This is a genomic window from Sedimentisphaera salicampi (genome assembly GCF_002117005.1).
GTDB classification, from domain to species: domain Bacteria; phylum Planctomycetota; class Phycisphaerae; order Sedimentisphaerales; family Sedimentisphaeraceae; genus Sedimentisphaera; species Sedimentisphaera salicampi.
In genome coordinates this window covers 2,135,543-2,152,224 of sequence record NZ_CP021023.1, presented here as the reverse complement: position 1 = coordinate 2,152,224, position 16,682 = coordinate 2,135,543, and the positions used below count along the sequence as shown (strand labels likewise).

12 protein-coding genes are annotated in these 16,682 nt (G+C 48.5%); 6 read left to right on the top strand and 6 right to left on the bottom strand.

What is annotated here, in order from left to right; translation table 11 throughout:
• Positions 1–27: 27 nt before the first annotated feature.
• Genes STSP1_RS08095 through STSP1_RS08085 form a run of 3 tightly spaced genes read right to left on the bottom strand, consistent with a single transcriptional unit; the run spans position 28 to position 5,005 of the window.
• Positions 28–1,716 (bottom strand): aryl-sulfate sulfotransferase, encoded by a 1,689-nt coding sequence (locus tag STSP1_RS08095; protein WP_085755873.1) that lies wholly within the window; start codon positions 1,714–1,716, stop codon positions 28–30.
• 41 nt (positions 1,717–1,757) lie between these two features.
• A complete protein-coding gene (locus tag STSP1_RS08090) occupies positions 1,758–3,476 on the bottom strand; it encodes a hypothetical protein (RefSeq protein ID WP_085755872.1) in 1,719 nt (572 codons plus the stop codon).
• Positions 3,473–5,005 (bottom strand): type II secretion system protein GspD, encoded by a 1,533-nt coding sequence (locus STSP1_RS08085; RefSeq protein ID WP_085755871.1) that lies wholly within the window; start codon positions 5,003–5,005, stop codon positions 3,473–3,475. The genes STSP1_RS08090 and STSP1_RS08085 overlap by 4 nt, the downstream gene beginning before the upstream one ends.
• A gap of 227 nt (positions 5,006–5,232) precedes the next feature.
• Here STSP1_RS08085 and STSP1_RS08080 point away from each other — a divergent pair, with 227 nt between their 5' ends.
• The 5 genes from STSP1_RS08080 to STSP1_RS08060 all read left to right on the top strand — a co-directional run bounded on the left by STSP1_RS08080 (position 5,233) and on the right by STSP1_RS08060 (position 10,026).
• Entirely contained in the window at positions 5,233–5,667 is a 435-nt protein-coding gene (locus tag STSP1_RS08080; RefSeq protein ID WP_085755870.1) for a YkgJ family cysteine cluster protein, read from the top strand.
• A gap of 80 nt (positions 5,668–5,747) precedes the next feature.
• Positions 5,748–6,632, top strand: a complete 885-nt coding sequence (locus tag STSP1_RS08075) for a DUF547 domain-containing protein (RefSeq protein WP_161491682.1) — start codon at positions 5,748–5,750, stop codon at positions 6,630–6,632.
• Between the two features lie 84 nt (positions 6,633–6,716).
• Positions 6,717–7,688, top strand: a complete 972-nt coding sequence (locus STSP1_RS08070) for a PhoH family protein (RefSeq protein WP_085755868.1) — start codon at positions 6,717–6,719, stop codon at positions 7,686–7,688.
• A gap of 48 nt (positions 7,689–7,736) precedes the next feature.
• The gene (locus STSP1_RS08065) at positions 7,737–8,573 is read left to right on the top strand and encodes an Mrp/NBP35 family ATP-binding protein (protein WP_085755867.1); all 837 of its coding nucleotides are present in this window, start codon (positions 7,737–7,739) and stop codon (positions 8,571–8,573) included.
• A gap of 1,201 nt (positions 8,574–9,774) precedes the next feature.
• Positions 9,775–10,026, top strand: coding sequence for a DUF6868 family protein (locus STSP1_RS08060; RefSeq protein WP_085755866.1), 252 nt, complete (start codon positions 9,775–9,777; stop codon positions 10,024–10,026).
• Positions 10,027–10,137: 111 nt separating this feature from the next.
• On the opposite strand, the gene STSP1_RS08055 is transcribed toward STSP1_RS08060, so the two are convergent.
• A complete protein-coding gene (locus STSP1_RS08055; protein WP_085755865.1) occupies positions 10,138–10,845 on the bottom strand; it encodes a PEP-CTERM sorting domain-containing protein in 708 nt (235 codons plus the stop codon).
• 225 nt (positions 10,846–11,070) lie between these two features.
• On the opposite strand from STSP1_RS08055, the gene STSP1_RS08050 reads away from it, so the two are divergent.
• Positions 11,071–13,686 (top strand): carbohydrate-binding domain-containing protein, encoded by a 2,616-nt coding sequence (locus STSP1_RS08050; RefSeq protein ID WP_085755864.1) that lies wholly within the window; start codon positions 11,071–11,073, stop codon positions 13,684–13,686.
• A gap of 4 nt (positions 13,687–13,690) precedes the next feature.
• Here the strand turns inward: STSP1_RS08050 and STSP1_RS08045 are convergent, their stop codons facing one another.
• On the bottom strand, positions 13,691–14,758 hold the full coding sequence (locus tag STSP1_RS08045) for a glycosyltransferase family 9 protein (RefSeq protein WP_085755863.1): 1,068 nt from the start codon (positions 14,756–14,758) through the stop codon (positions 13,691–13,693).
• Positions 14,751–16,667, bottom strand: a complete 1,917-nt coding sequence (locus tag STSP1_RS08040; protein ID WP_085755862.1) for a polysaccharide biosynthesis protein — start codon at positions 16,665–16,667, stop codon at positions 14,751–14,753. Before STSP1_RS08040 ends, STSP1_RS08045 begins: the two co-directional genes overlap by 8 nt.
• Positions 16,668–16,682 lie beyond the last annotated feature (15 nt).

Genomic DNA, 16,682 nt, shown 5'->3' with positions numbered 1-16,682 from the left:
TTGCCTTCTAAAGCAGTTTCAGGGTTGTTATTTGCCTTTATAAAGGCTCTTAACATTCCTCGCCCCATACAGGCTCCATCCGATTCCGCTGCTGCTGTCTCTTGCTGTAAGAGTAATCTTTCGCACCAGCCTCGTCTCCGGCCTTCGGGTATATTCACGAATCTGCGTTGTTCCTATATACTGCCTCCTTGTGTCCCAAGAGGCCTCTTTCAAGTCCTCTTTGCGGAACATAAGTCCGTATCCTGCAAGGACATTCCCTGTTTCAGGCAGCGCGGCAGCGCTTCCCATAGCAAAGCTTGGAAGCACTTGATCATCGGCCTTCCTTGAAGACCAGATTTTTGTTATCGTTTTATTTTCCTCATCAATTCGGTATTCCTGAGCGCAGCTTCTAATCTCTGCCGGCGGGGCGGGTTTGTCGAATGGCCGGGCACGGAAATTATCGTTGTTAAACACAAGCAGATTACCCTCCGGAGTCAATTCGGGAGCGTGCTGATGCCAGAACCACCTCTCAGAGCCCTTGAGGGTGAGGAGTTTGTTTTTCATTTCTTCCGGCCAGCCGGAGTGTTCCCCTGCTATCCATTCAATGTCCTTGGAGGTTTTGTCTATCTTCAATACGGCGCTTTGGTGTCTTAGATTCAGCAGCACAGCCTTTTCATTTTGCAGAAAGCTTGCGCTGTTTGCGTGCGTCCAGTCCAAGGTATCCGGCCAGCCTCTTCGCTCCCAGTATCCGCTGAAGGTCATATATCCAATACGATGAGTGTCCAGATGTTCGAAAGCGTTCCATCTCCAATGCACTTTCCCCCAGCGGTCGAATTCGATTATCTCATCCCCCATCACCCACTGCGGCTCTCTTGGGGCATCGGGGTCTTTTGAGCTTGTGTAGTAGTTTTCGATTCGCCGGCGGTCTGTCCCGAGAATGAGGAAATTGCCGTTTTCGAGCTGTTTAACGCTGTGATGGAATGTAAGCGTATCCACAGCTACGCCTTCGCCCTCGCCTTCAGGCCTTCCCTTTGCATACCACTGATTTACGATATTGCCCAAGAGATCTATCTCCACGAGCCGGTTGTCCTGAGTGATATAGACAATATGGCCGTTTTCTATAAACCTGAAATCGCTGATGCGTGAATCGGCTTTATAATACCAAGCCAGCTCGCCTTCGCTGTTCACTGCTGTCAGAAGGCCGAAATTCTTGTTGAAATCCTCCCTTTCACTGCCCTGAAGCGTCTCGGAATTAGTTGGTATTCTCCTTCGAGGGTTGAAAAGAATCAATCCGGGCTCAACAGCATACTCATCAAACACCTGATTAGTTATTCTTGGAAACTTTTCGCTCCCTCCGGGCAGGGGCGGGCTTTGATAATTCATCACTTTCGAGTTTATCTTCTGGCCGATTTTATCCTGCGCCTCAACCACGAGGGTGTAATCTCTGTCCGGACAGAGCTCCACTATCGGAAGGCTTTTTCTGTATGTCTGGTCGTTCTCGAATATTATCTCACGCTGGCATTCCCCGTCGCTGAGAAACACGCGTGAGGTAACAGGGTGATTGGTTTCAAATTTCAGAATCGCTGCCAGAGGTACGGATTTATTCGGATTCTGCATCACCTCCGGCCTGGAAGTGAAATAAAGCGGGTCGTGTGAATCTTCAAGCCAGCTCTCTCTGCAGCCGGCAAGAAGAAGCAATGGCAGTAAAAACAGACCAAGCTTTAGTAATTTATCCATTGGAACGCTCCATAAGAAAACTTGCTCAAAGTTTCAGGTTTTTATTTCTTCTCATTGGAATTGTTCTTTTTGCTGTTATTGTTTTTATCCTTAGCCGGCTTTTTCTTTTCCTCTGGTTTATTGTTTTCCTGCTTCGGCTTAGCCTGCTGCTTATTTGCCTCATTCTGTTTTTTCTCGGCTTTGGCCTGCTCTTTGTTTTTCTGTGCCTGCTGTTTGGCCTTCTTTTGAGCCGCTTCTTTCTGCTGCTGGGCTTTTCTTGCCTTTGCCTTCTGCTCTTCAAGGTGTTTTTGAAGCTTGGTTTGGAGCTGCTTTAGCTGATTGAGCTTCTCTTTGTATTCAGCATTAACCTTTTTGGCCTCCTGAGATTGCAGCTGCTGGTCTTTGAGCTTGGTTTCGAGCTGCTGAACCTGATCTTTGAGCCTCTTGAGCTCACGTTCAGTTTCGTTTATATCAATCTCAGTTTTTATTCTGCTGATTGCCTGCTCTGCAGCATCTTTTTCGAGTTTCTCGGTGTACTGCTTTTCAGTTCCCAGCGGGCTTGTGAACGTTTCGCCTATGATCTCGGATAAATCCTTATCCTTAACTCGGCTCTCAAGCTTGTTTTCCGCCCAGTCCATTGTTTCTTCATACGGCATACCGTTTCCTGAAATGCTCGGCGTAAGGATGATGGTAATCTCCTTAGCACGCTGTTCGTAGTCGTCGCCGGAGAAAAACATCCCTATAAACGGAAGATCCTTCAGGAACGGATAACCCCTTGTTACAGCGGAATTTTCCATCTTCCTGAAGCCGCCGATAATGAGGCTCTCGCCGATTCGTATGCGGTTTTCGCCGAAAGTGGCCCTTTTCTCTGTTATAACCGGCCTCTGCACAACCCCTTCGGGCGTGGATTTAGAGCCGATGGAGATATCGGTTTTGAGCCCTATTGTCCCGTCCTGATAAACGTATGGGGTAACTTTGAGCTTATCTTCTATCCAGATATATTCTGTTTCCTGATACGGCTGAATATTGTTCTTTGTAACGATCTTAGTTATCGGCACACGCTCGGAAGATGTAACCTCAGCCGGCTCTCCAACGAGCGTTTCAACTGTCGGATTAAGCAGAACCTTGAAATACCCCCTCGATACTAGCAGGTCAACGAGCGTTTCAACCTTTTCGCCGTCTTCTGAGTAGGAGTATCCGAGTTCCATACCCATATCGGAGCGTTCAGTTTCTCGTATTGATGCGCCCGGGAAGCTGGGACCTTCGCCTTTAGGCGTCATAGCCACATCAGAGCTGAATACCTCTTCCACTTCAACTCTCGTTTCCTTGTCCATCGTAAGGTCTGCGTAATTCTCCACAATCACGCAGTTTATGCGCACCTGAATAGGCGGGATATCGATAATCTTTATAAAATCGAGTATTTCGTTGGCGAGCTTTTCGTTTCCGCAGGATATAATAAGCTGATTTGCAGAATCCAGACGGGCAGTTCCCACCTTGAATTCCCTCTTCAGCATATTTTCTACATACTTTGGAGAATGGTTTTTTGTATAGTAAAACAGCTTCACGCCCTGAGATGTCTTCTGAATCTCGGTTTCTGAGGATATCCTATCTGGTACAGGGCGGTCAACCTCTAAATCTTTCCTGATCTCCGATGCAGCTTCAAGCAGCCTTTTCGCCTCGATCTCGGTTTTCTTCTCGTCGAGAACCTCGCCGCAGCCGAATAGAAGCAGCGCTGAGAACACGGCAGTGATAATTTTGAGGGCGGAATTATTGATTCTCATTTCTTCCCTCCCTGCTTAGAGCTCTTCTTTTTTTCGGGATTGATTGTCTTTTCGAGCTTTTCGGTAATTTCTTCAACCTTTTCGATTTCTTTCTGGTATTCTTCGGCGGATTTCTGAGCTTCTGAGGCCTGGCTCTTCTCAAATTCAAGCCTCTGCTTGAGCTCATTAAGCTGGTCTCGCAGTTTCCTCAGCTCGCGGGAACGCCTTGCAAGGTTTATCTCCGCCTTAACCTTCTTGAGCTCTTCTTCGTCCTTGAGCGATTTTACCTCCCTCTGCTCGAGCTCATTCTGGAACGGATCAATCATCATCCTTTCGATGATTCTGGTGATTTCCGAATCGGTTACGTGGTCATCGAGCTTCTCTCTGACCTTTTTGAGCATCTCGTCGTAAGGTTCGCCGTGGCTTGAGATGGAAGGAGTAATGATAAAAGTAATCTCCTTTGCCCGCTCTTCAAAATCCTTGCTCGAGAATAAAAGCCCCACGGCAGGTATATCTTTGAGGAAGGGGAAGCCTCTGATTACAGAAACCTTTTCGGCCTTTTTGAACCCGCCAATAATAAGGCTCTGGCCGGGTTTGATTCGGTTTTCACCGATATCAATGCCCTTCTTGGAAATAATCCTCTGCTGAACTACACCTTCCGGCGTGGATTTTGAGCCCATAAGAACCTTTGTTTTAACGCCTATAGTTCCGTCTGCATACAGATGCGGGACAACTTCCAGATAGTCCTCAACCCAGATATATTCGGTGAGATTGTACGGTTCTCTGTTTCTTTCGGTTATAACGCGGATTGTAGGCACCTGCTCGCGGGATTTGAATGTGGCCTTCTGGCCTGAAACCACCTCAAGCTCGGGGTTCATCATTACCTTGAGATACCCCCTCGATTCGAGCATATCCACTACCACTCGCACAAAATCTGAATCGCCTATTGCCCCGTTTTCGAATCCCAGATCAAGACTTAAATCGGCTCTGTCCGGCTCGCGGAGAGAAGCGCCGGGGAAGTTAGGGATATAGTCTCCACCGTCTTGTTTTCCGCTTAGAGTTATATCGGTGCCGAAGAGCTCGCCAATGTGTACAGTGGTTTCCCTGTCCATCGTAAGGTCTGCGTAATGCTCGATAAGCAGGCAGCTTATCTTTATCTGCACCGGCGGAACATCAACGCTGTTGAGAAAGCTTATTGTTTCCTCTGCGTGAGCCTTGTTTTTACAGCTTATAATGATCTGGTTGGTGGAGCTGGAGGGGTTTGCCGAACATTTCATCTGATTTTTCAGAAGCCCTGCAAGCACATTCGGGGGCTGGTTTTTTGTGAAATAAACCACCTTAGTGCCTGAAGATGTCTGGATAATCTCAGGTTCCTGTTCGTAAATCTCAGGCAATTGGTTTTTAACAGACGAATCTGCGTCGATGCGTGAGGCTTCTTCTAATAAAACCTTCGATTCAAACTCAGTGGCATCGTCTGTTATGAAACTCTCGCTTCCGCAGCCGCATATAAAAATCGCTGCGGATAAAATGAAAATGAGCCTCGAAGTCAAAATATGAACCCTTCAAAGCGAAATATAAAACTAAAACTGCCTGAAATCCGTTTCAAGCCTACTTTATTCTAATTGTTAGAATAAGAAAATTCAAGTTAATAATCCAAGCTGTTTTGATTGTACTTGATTTTAGCGGAATTTGTTCATAATTTCAGTCTGCCGAAAGGCATTTTTATTAACTGGAAGTAAATCTAAGCTTGTTATACCTGCTTCAAAGGAAATAAACGATGGGGAAAAAGAACCAAATGCCCGACGATATGGACGAGAGCTGCAAAAACTGCGAAGGGCTTTGCTGCCGATATATCGCTCTGCCTATAGATAATCCCGAAACCGAAAAAGATTTCGATGATATAAGATGGTATCTCTGCCACGAAAACATCAGCGTGTTTGTGGAGGATGGGCAGTGGTATGTGAGCTTCAGCACGCCGTGCAGGTATCTCTGCCCGGAAACGAGTATGTGCCTGAACTATAAGGACAGGCCGCAGATATGCAGAGATTTCGATTCAGAAAGCTGCGAGTTCAATCAGGATGAATACGGCTACGAGCTGCATTTCAAGAACGATAAAGAGCTGCGGGAATATATGAAAGTGAAATTCGAGAACAATCTCACCTCCCGCGGGCGTAAGAATAGGAAGAATAAGAAGAAGGACAAAACCGAATAATACAATCTATATGAAAAGCTAATGCGAAAACGGGTTGTAATGATTTCAGGTTTTTCTAAAATCTGGAGATAATGAGATTTATGAATTTTAAAATTCTTTCAATAATTGTCCTGCTCGCCGGCTTTCTGCAGGCAGCAGAAAAGACCGATGCGCCCAAAGACCCAAACTCGCTCAACCAGCTCGCCGAGAAGCCCGCAGAACCCGGGCCGAACGAGACCTTCAGCAAAGTTCTCAAGCCCTCGTTTGTAAACAGCAAAGGCGAGGTGGACTATGCGAAGGTTAGAAGGCAGAAGAACGACATCCTGGATGTTTTGAGATGGATGAGGCGGCTCGAGGTGGAAGATTTTCTCGTTTGGGAAGACGAGCAGAAGGCCGCTTTCTGGATTAATGCCTATAACATCTGTGTTATCAAAACGGTTTTCGACCATTATCCCATTGAGGCCTCCAGAATCAAAATGATCTTCTACCCTGCAGAAAGCATAATGCAGATTGATGATCCGTTCACGGATAAGTATTATGCTGTTATGGGCAATGAATACAATCTCAGCGATATGGAAAAAAATGCAGTTGATGTTTACGGCGATCCGAAGGTGCTTCTCGCCCTTTCTCAGGCCGCAGTGAGCTCCCCTAAGCTCCGCAATGAGCCATATACCGGCTGGAAGCTGGAGAAAATGCTCGATGAGCAGGTGAAGCAAACCCTGCTGAGAGATGATTTCGTTGACCCTGACCATAAGGCGAAAGAGCTTGCTGTTTCAAGGCTTTTCAAAGAGAAATCGGAATATTTCCACGAACATTACTTCACAAGAACGCGGCTGAAAACCAGAGACGAATCTATCAGGGGCGTACTGAATTTCATCTTCACGCATAAGCCCGATGCGAACTGGATTGTTTATAAAAACCCTGAATTCGATGTAAAATATTCCTACTTCGACTGGCGTCTCAATGACGCAAAGATCAGTGATTGAGAAGATTTTGGTTGAAAAACAGCTAACTCCGTATAGAATTGTACACTTGTTTACTTTTCGGAAAATGGAAGGTTCAGTTTTAAATTGGAAAAAAAGATAACGCTTGCCTCCGAAAGCATTGCCTCTCTCGTATTCGGCCCGGCCGATGAATATCTTCGGCAGATTCGTAAAGCGTTTGATGTTCGGGTGAGTGCAAGGGGCGAAGAAGTTAAGATCTCGGGCGATTCGGAGAATTGCGCAAAGGCAGCAAAAGCGATAGAGCGGCTCGAAAAGACCGGCAAAAAGCGGAAGGAAGTCAGCCCCGAAGAGGCTCGAAATATAATCACACAGGTTTCAAAAACAGATCTCGACCCCTCAGCCTATTCGATTGAGGTTTATTCGCATAAGGCAGTTGTGGAGCCGTTTACAGACGGGCAGGCAGACTACCTGAAGCAGATGATCGAAAACGACCTGACCTTCTGCACGGGCCCTGCCGGCACGGGGAAAACGTATCTCGCAGTTGCGATGGCGGTTTCTATGCTCAAAAAGCAGCAGATCCGCAAAATCGTGCTGGTGCGTCCTGCAGTTGAGGCGGGCGAGAAGCTCGGCTTCCTCCCGGGCGATATTGAGGCGAAGGTGAATCCGTACCTGCGTCCTCTTTTCGACAGCCTCGAAGACCTAATGGAATACGGCCAGATGCGCAAGCTGATGAGCCTTGATGTGATAGAGATAATCCCGCTGGCCTTTATGCGGGGCAGAACGCTGAATGAAGCCGTGATAATCTGCGATGAAGCGCAGAATACAACGCCCTCTCAGATGATGATGTTCCTCACGAGGCTTGGCAGGGATTCAAAGATGATCGTTACAGGCGACCTCACTCAGGTGGATCTCGAGGCGAGAAATAAGAGCGGGCTTTCAGATGCAATCGAAACGCTCAGCGATATTGACGGCGTCGGCTGCTGCGAGCTTTCGAGAAACGATATCGTAAGGCACAATCTCGTGCAGAATATCGTTAAGGCATACGAACGCCGCAAAGAGAAGCTCGTGGAGAAGGTAAAACGCGAGGGAATGATTTAACACGACTAACAGCTAACATTTGATTAAAATTTTTTTCAGGAAATAACAATGGCAGAGAATCAGTGTTCAGGGTGTTCCCAGAGCGGGAGCTGCCCTTCAGCAAATGCCGGCGGGGATGCCGGCCAAAGCAGCAGCGAAATCGGCAAAAAAATAATCGTTATGAGCGGGAAAGGCGGCGTTGGCAAGAGCAGCGTGGCGGCGAATCTCGCTGCTTGGCTCAGCAGCCAGGGCAACAGCGTGGGGCTGCTCGATGTGGACCTCCACGGCCCGAGCATACCGCGGATGATGAACGTTACAGGAGAAGACATTCATCAGGTGGGCGAGATGATAATCCCCGCTGCAGGCCCATCAGGCTTGAAGGTGATGAGCATAGGATTCCTCCTCGAAAGCGATACCACCCCCGTAATCTGGCGCGGCCCGGCAAAGCATAACGTGATAAATCAGTTCGTAAATCAGGTGCACTGGGGCAAGCTCGATTATCTCATCGTTGACTGCCCGCCCGGAACAGGCGATGAGCCGCTATCAGCAGTGCAGACGCTCGAAAAGCCCGACGGGGCGATTATCGTTACAACCCCGCAGCAGGTATCTGTGATGGATGTGCGAAGGTGTATATCCTTCTGCGGGAAGGTGGAAGTGGATGTCCTCGGCGTTCTGGAGAATATGGCCGGCTACGTATGCCCGAAATGCGGATACCGTGTGGATGTGTTCCTCTCCGGCGGCGGGGAGAAGGTGGCTGAGGAATTCGGCCTGCCGTTTCTCGGGTCTGTACCGATGGATCCGGAATTTGCAATCTCCGGCGAACAGGGCAAGCCCATCGTTCTGCAAGGCGAGAAAAGCACCACCGCCCAAGCACTCGCCGCAGCGTTCTCCAAAATCAAATTCTAAACCTAATCCAAGCAAACTAATCGCCGGCATAACCTGCCGGCTTTTTTTTCGCAATGATAGGATTTTTCGTACTAGTGCGGAGCGCCGCAAACCCCTGCTGAATTTTAATAGGGACAGTTACCCATTTATTGATGCGTAGCTCGTGGCAAAATCATCAGCGGGATTCGACATAGCGGACGAGGCGGACTCGTTCAGCGGAACTTTTGCCTTTTGCCTTCTCATTGCTTTGAACATAAATAATCCTGCCAAAAAAATATCTCCCCTCCGTTTCCTCCGATACCTCTGTGTAAAAACACATCCATCGAATCAGAGCAGGATTATGTATTGCGTTGAAGCGTCCTTCCGGCAGAGAGCTTTCCCCTCTCATTTATGAAAATGTTTTCTCTGATGTAAAAGAGAGTTAAACCGAGCCTGTCCGCCGGAGGTGGAGAGGAAGCGGAGATAACGGAGAGGATGTTAATATATTATATTTAAATAACCTCCGTGTGCCTCTGTGGTCAATATATCTTTTCTCTGCGTACTGCTGTCCACTTATTCCGCCCCGCCTGCGGCGGGTCTTCATGCGTGGCTCGGTTTAAATATCTCGTATCGTGAAGTTGCTGCGTAATACTAAAGACAATCAGAGCCGTGCGTGGAGTCCGCCGAAGGCGAAGAGCCTGTTCGCCGCAGGCGGAAAACAAGCGGATAGATTTTTGGCTGAGTGGCGAGTGACAGAGTGGCAGAGCTGCAAGTCCGCCTGCGGCGGATGGCAGAGTGGCCAGTGGCAGAGTAGCCTGTGGCTCGTGGCTCTTTGCAAAATCATTAGTGAAAAATTAGTGTTGATTAGCGGTTAGTAAATCCTTAGTGCTGCTTAGCGGCTTATATATCTCAGCGGAATTTAGCGGCTGCTTCTCATATTTAATAACCTCTGTGCAATCTGTGGATTGTATGTATTCTCTGCGGCGAATGTTTTTCATAGCAACAGAGCAGGTATCAGAGACTATAGCGAATTTAAAACACCGATTACAAAGCAGGATCGACGAAAAAAATGATTTTTCACTATTTTGAATGCTATTTGAGAAATCGGGGTTAGGGTGAAAACTGCCCAGAGGCGTGGGCGAGGAGAAAACAGACTGCCATTTTATTCGTAATAATAACTTGCAAGCTTACTTTCGTGTAGTTTTGTAAACTGTTATAAATTTTAGCCTTGGGAGGTAAAAAAATGACACTTATTGAAATTCGTAATGTTCTCGGATGGTGTTCACTTATCAACGTGCTTCTGATTGCATTCGGAGCGCTTCTGGTGATCGCTCTGCGCAGTGAAGCGTACAAGATCCACAGCAAGTTTTTCCCGATGGATGAGCAGCAGTACAGCGCGGTTATGTTCTCTTGTCTCGGCTTGTACAAACTGCTTATCGTTGTGTTCAACATTGTTCCATACATCGCCCTCTGGATAGTTACAGCAGGGGCATAACACGCTCAGACAACACCAATTCTGCCCGCCCGGCGGCGAGGCGGGGGTGAATTGATATATTCTTGAGCCTTCATTCTGCCCCTCAGGCCGAAGGCTCAGGAAAAGGGGAGATTATGCTTTTCTTCGCCGCCGAAGAGCAGCAAGCCCTGCCGAAAACAGACAAATCCCTGCCGGCTCTGGAACAACATACTCGCCGCTCAGCTTGAAATCATCAAAAATCACGCTTGTATGGTCGTTTGAGCCGAGATTATTCTGAAGAGTGAAGCTGAGCGAGTTCAGGTTTGCGGTAACGAAACTTTTCTGATAAACGAGGCTGTCGTCGAAGAAGGCAGTAATAACTTCCGCCTGCCTCACGATTCTCAAAGTCCCCGCTGCGGCGGGGGTTGGGAATCCGCCTCTGATTTGGCCGTCCCAAACGTGAACGTTTTGTGTGCCTGAATCGTTATCGCGAACGTTAAAGAAGTATTGGCCGCTTGTAAATGCTGTATGCAGCTCCACCTGATCAAGACCCGGCCCCGGCAAAACGGCTTCAGAGAAATTGATAATCGCCTCAAAATCCCCCGGGATGGTATCCCCTATAAGCGAAACCTTCGAAAGATTGAGCTTAATCTCCACTAAATTCATTCCAGGCTGGGCAGTGCCGGTTTTTTCAAGCCTTATATCTCCGTGAGTGTCATCAACTGAGTAAATGCCGGTATTCTGATTTATGCTCCAGTATTCGCTGTTTATGCCGTCGTTGAAATGGGCTTGGAATAAACCTCCATAACACAGGGCGGGCGCAAAAAACGCAGTGAACAAAAATAAAGCAACTCTTTTCATAGCTTTCTCCCAGAATTACGCCCGGAGGAAAAACCAAAAGCAAACAAGAAACCGAGGGGCGTGAAAATTAAAAAATTACGCTCTAACACTGACTCAATAATAGCAAATTAAAATGCTGCATTCAACTAAAAAATTGATGTTTTGCGCTGCGTTTGATTAAAAAAGTGAAAAAAAGGGTTTCGTCAAGCTATATATACTAAAGAGAAAATTTTTTAAGGGAAGGTTATGAGCACAATAAACTTGAAATTCACAGCAGCAGTTATGCTGTTATCGCTGTTTCTGAGCCCTGCTTATTCGGCTACAGGTTCGGATGCCGTTATAAACGCCGACCAGCTCGGCAGCGCGGTAATCCAGTGGGGATACGATATAAAATGGGAATGGAAGGCGAACTACATCAACACAGGCCACGCACGCGAGGTTTTTGTGGATAATCAGTTTTCTGTTCTCAGGATTCCGATATGGGGCAATGGTGATACAGACCGCGGGCACCCTTCAGAGGGGGTGATCCTTGAGGATGAGTATTCAATGCAGCTTGAGGCGATAGGCAATGCTCTATCTGAAAACAGCGATGTAATCCTCTTTGCAAGCAAGAAGCTCAAAGGCGACGACAGCTTCCCCGAATGGACAAAGAGCTCGGCAGGAGGCCCAATTATTCCCGAGAAATACGCGATTATGCTCGCTGACTACCTCGAGATGATGGAAGATAACGGCTTTTACATAGACGTTCTGGGCATTGATAATGAACGCACATTCAACGAAGGCAATATAACCACAAGCAGATACAAGCAGACTATAGACGAGCTGGAGGCGCTTTCTGTGAGCAGAGGATTTGATATGCCTCTCTTGATTGCTCCCGAGACATACAAAGTTTCGAGTGCTGACAATTGGCTGAGCTGGCTGGAAACGCAGGGCTGGGGAGATTATTACGATATCGCAGGCACCCATCACTACCCAAATCAATGGTACAACTCCTCTGCTCTGGGCGACTTTGCAGACACAGCCGGGGATAAGCCCAAGTGGCACAGCGAAGTGCATTGGGGAATCAATGACGGATTATTGAATGATTCAGAAAAGGCGATGAGAATCGTTTTCGACTGCTTCGACAAGGGCTTCAGCGCAATGACATACTGGGGCTATCCTTTCGGCGACGACCACATTAAGCTCGGCACGGCCCTCACCCGCAGCACAGCCGGAGCTAAAACTGCATTTATGGACGATATCGACGGCACGTCCCTGAACCTCGGCGAACTAATTACCCGCGCCTTCCGTGAGGACAATTCTATGACCGTATGGCTGATCAACAACTCCTCGAATGCATATCAAAACTACGGCTTTGAAGTTCAGGCGGGAACAAAGCTTATAGAAGGCGATGTTGACTATACGCTCTGGGAAAGCTCCGGCGGGAATCTATTGGAAACTCTCGGCACAGCCCCGAAAACTTCGGGCACGCGTTTTGAAATAACCGTGCCTCAATATTCGATAATGGTTTTTGAGTTTGACATAAACGACGACCAGCAGCCGCCAACCCCAAACCCCGCTCAGTGGGCGGTTCCTCCGGAAACGATAGATGGAAACTCTGTCTATATGAAAGCAGCAGAGGCGGAAGATCCCAGCGGAGTGGAGTATTATTTTGAATGCACAAAGGGCAGCGGGAATGACAGCGGCTGGCAGGACAGCCCTGAATATACCGAAACAGGCCTCGATGCGGACAAACTTTACGCATATAAGGTACGAGCGAGAGATAAGGGGCCTTATCAGAACCAGACCGCTGCGTCTGCGGAAAAAGCCGTGGTAACAAGGGGGATTCTCCCCGGGATGATAGAGGCAGAAAACTACGATGCAGGCGGGCAAAACGTTGGATATTACGACAACACAGCAGGCAATGCATACGGCGATTACAGAGAAGACGACGTGGAAATACTTTCAAACAGCGAGGGATACGCCGTGTATGCTGAGGCAGGCGAATGGCTGAGATACAGCAAAACGCTCACCGAAGGCACGTACAAAGCCGTAATCAGCAGCACCTCCAGCTACGGTATGGAGGCTCTTCTCGAGATTGAAGGGCAGGAGCCTGCGGGAGTTTCTCTGCCGGATACGGGCGGCTGGTCTAACTGGAGCGAAACGATTATAGAGCCCTTTGATATTCACAGCTCCGGAGAAGGCAGCGTTCGGCTCAGCATTACTCAGGGCGAAGGGCTGATTGATTATGTGAAGATTATTCGAGTAATCCCCGGGACGATTCAGGCAGAGAACTATGCCGTGGGCGGGCAGAATGAGGCCTACTACGACAACAGCCCGGGCAATGCCTACGGAAAATACCGCTCTGAAGACGTTGACATACTCTCCGCAGGCGATACCGGGGGCGGATTCGCTGTTTACGCCGAAGCGGGCGAATGGCTCGAATACGATGCGGAAGTAATCTCGGGAACTTACGATATTGTTATCAGAAGCAGCTCCTCCTATGAGCTCAGCGGAAGCCTGCAGGTGGGCAGCGGGGAAGAATTCCCGCTTATCCTTCCCGATACAGGAAGCTGGAGCACCTGGGAGGATACGATAATCCCCGAAGCAGTTATAAGCGAGCAGGGAGAATGCAGGATAAGGCTCAGCTTTGATGAAGGCTCTTTCAAGAGCGTATCGGTGAACTATATTGAATTTGTCCCTGCAGCAGAGCCTGCCGATATAAACGAAGACGGCCAGATAGACCTGCTCGATTACGCCATTCTTGCCGGGCAGTGGCAGCTGCCAGTTGGAACGTACTCAGCGGATATAAGCCCGCAAGGCGGAGACGGGGTGGTGAATATCGCAGACCTCTTGGAATTTGCTCAAAGCTGGCTGGAATGAACATCTACTGAGAGGAATTCAGGAAGCGTTTGATCTCTTCTAAAACTTTTTCTGCTGAGATAGAGTTTATGCAGATCGGCTCGGGGCAGTTTTCGTATGCTCCGGTGTATTGGCAGGGGACGCATTTCTCTGCGGATTTGAGGATGCGGTATTTGTTCATCGGGTGATTTTTAACAATGCAGGACATCCCGAAGAGCCATATTGTATGCGTGCCGGCGGCATCGCTTATGTGAGCGGGTCCGCTGTCGTTGCCGGCAGCAATGATGCTCTTTTTCAGCAGGAATGCCGTTTCTGCAAGCGTCAGCCTGCCGCGAAGGTCTAACACATTGGCCTGATTAAAGCTGCCCTCAATCTCATCGCTTTTGAGCCCCGCAATGCATATAGTAAGCTCAGGGAGCTGTTCAGTGATAAGATTTATCAGCTCTGGGAATTTCGTCCATTTCTTGCCTGCCCAGCGCTCGTCCTGATTCGAGCAGGGAAGGAGCGTAATTATCTTTTCATCCTGCGGCACAAGCTCAGTTGGCTTAATGCCCACATATTCAGGCAGGAGGCCGCCTTTGTATCCGAGCCTTCGCGCTATATCAAGGTCATACTCTCGTTCAGGCTTTAGGAACCATTTATTGAAGGCATTTTTGTATGCAAGCACCCGCCCGCATCGGGGCTCATACAGCCAAGAGGGATGTATTTTATCGCCCCAGTAGGGGATGAGGGTGTAGTCGAAGCTCAGCTCTGCCGGCGGGATTTTGTCTTTTATTATCCTGTCCGGTATGTGCCAGTTGTCGAAGAGATCGCCTTTGGAGGCCATAAACGTGATCTCAGCATTCGGCATAGCAATACGGACTGCCTGAGCAAGGGGCGTAGCGGCGATGCAGTTGCCTATGCCGCTGATGTTTGCTGCTATGAGCACTCTTGAAGGCCGGCTGGTATTTGAAAGCGGGATTTGATGGAGTTTGCTGTAGTAAATTTTTGATTTGAAGCTGCAAAGGGCTTCTAAAAGGCCGTCCTGCAGGGCCTTGGCCTGCTTATCGATATGAAGAGCGCGGAAGATATCGTAAACTTTGAACTTAGCCATCTTTATTCACTTCGGCCTCAAATGCGTATTCGGGCAGAATTTCCCGAATCGTTTGAACCACCTGCTTCTCGTCCTCGCCTTGGCAGGCCTCTCTGAGCTTTTCGATATCCTGCCCCAGCTTGGCGGTATCTATGCGTTTTGTTTTCCATATCGCCACCTTCGGGTGATCTGTGGGCAGCATATTTTCCCCTTCCACAGAGAGCTCTTCGAAGAGCTTCTCCCCAGGGCGAACGCCTGTAAACTCGATCTTTATATCAATCTGAGGCTCGTAGCCGTTGAGCTTTATCATATCCTTGGCAAGCTCTAATATCTTCACCGGCTCGCCCATATCCAGAAGGAACACCTCGCCCCCTTTGCCCATTGCCGCCGCCTGCATTACAAGAAGGCACGCCTCGGGGATTGTCATAAAGTATCTGGTCATCTCCGGATGGGTTACCGTAACCGGCCCGCCCTCGTCAATCTGCCTCTGGAACACAGGAACAACCGAACTGCTCGAACCGAGGACATTCCCAAAACGGACGGTAGTGAAATTCGTATCGGATTTTTCGTTCAGGCTCGTTGTGTACATCTCGGCGATGCGTTTTGTAGAGCCCATAACGCTTGTAGGATTCACGGCCTTATCGCTGCTTATCAAAACGAAATGCTCTGTTTTGTGCTGGTCGGCTGCATCTGCCACGTTTTTCGTTCCCAGCACGTTGTTCTTCACGCTCTCGCCCGGGTTGCTCTCCATCAGAGGTACATGCTTATGTGCAGCGGCGTGGAAAACCACATCAGGGCGATAATGCTCGAATATATGCAGTACTCTCGCCCTGTCGCATATATCAGCAATTACAGGGCTGACAGTAATCATCTCGGAGATGCCCTGAAGCTGGCCTTCAATCTCAAACAGCGGATTCTCGGCCTGTTCCAGCAATACGAGCTCTTTTGGCCCGTAGCCGGCAATCTGCCGGCAAAGCTCTGAGCCTATTGACCCCCCTGCCCCTGTTACCATAACGGTTTTATTGTTGATGAAGCTGTGAATATGCTGGGTATCCAGCTTTATTTCATCTCGGCTGAGCAGATCGGAGATATCAATCTTCCTCATCTGGCTCACCTTCACGCTGCCGGATGTTATCTCGGCAAGGGTGGGTATGATCCTGCAAACGGCATTGGTCTTTTCGGCAAGCCGGATAATCCGCCTTCTCTGTTCGTGCTTGGCAGAGGGCAGGGCTATCGCAATCTCCTGAACACCGTATTCCTCGCAGATATCGGGGATGTCTTCTGAAGTTCCCAAAACTTCATAGCCGTTTATTATGCTCTTTATCTTGTCGGGGTTGTCGTCAACGAAGCCGACTATCTTGTACTTATTCAGGAAGAATTTTTTTATCTCCCTTGAAAGCATCTCCCCTGCATCTCCGGCTCCTGCTATAAGCAGATTTGTTCTGTCTGTTGAGCTCAGGGCGAGATTATCTTCAATATTCAGCCTCGCAGAGACCCTCAGGCCGGAGAGGGCAAAAATCGTAAGCACCATATCAAGGATCAAGATGCTCTCGGGCACTTCCCTGAAAATCGCCTGTTCAGGCCCGCGCATCGTGTACATCATCGTATGCCATATACCGATGATTGCTGCTGCGCTGAAAAAGGCAGATGTGCATATTCCCACGAGGTCTGAGATGTTTACATACTTCCAGAGGCTGCTGTACTGCCGGAAAAGCCCGAAGATTATAAGCTTCACTGGCAGAATGATTATCAAAGGCGGGAGGAACAGATCCATAACCCAGTCCCGCTGGATTTTCATATTGTTGAATATCCCGCAAGCCACGAAATATGCCAGAGTGAATACGATAAGATGTATTACAATCAGGCTGATCTTTCTGTATTTGTGTGAGGTAAGCAGTTTTACCGGGATATTCAGCAGCCTTCTTCGCATTATTATCTATTCAAA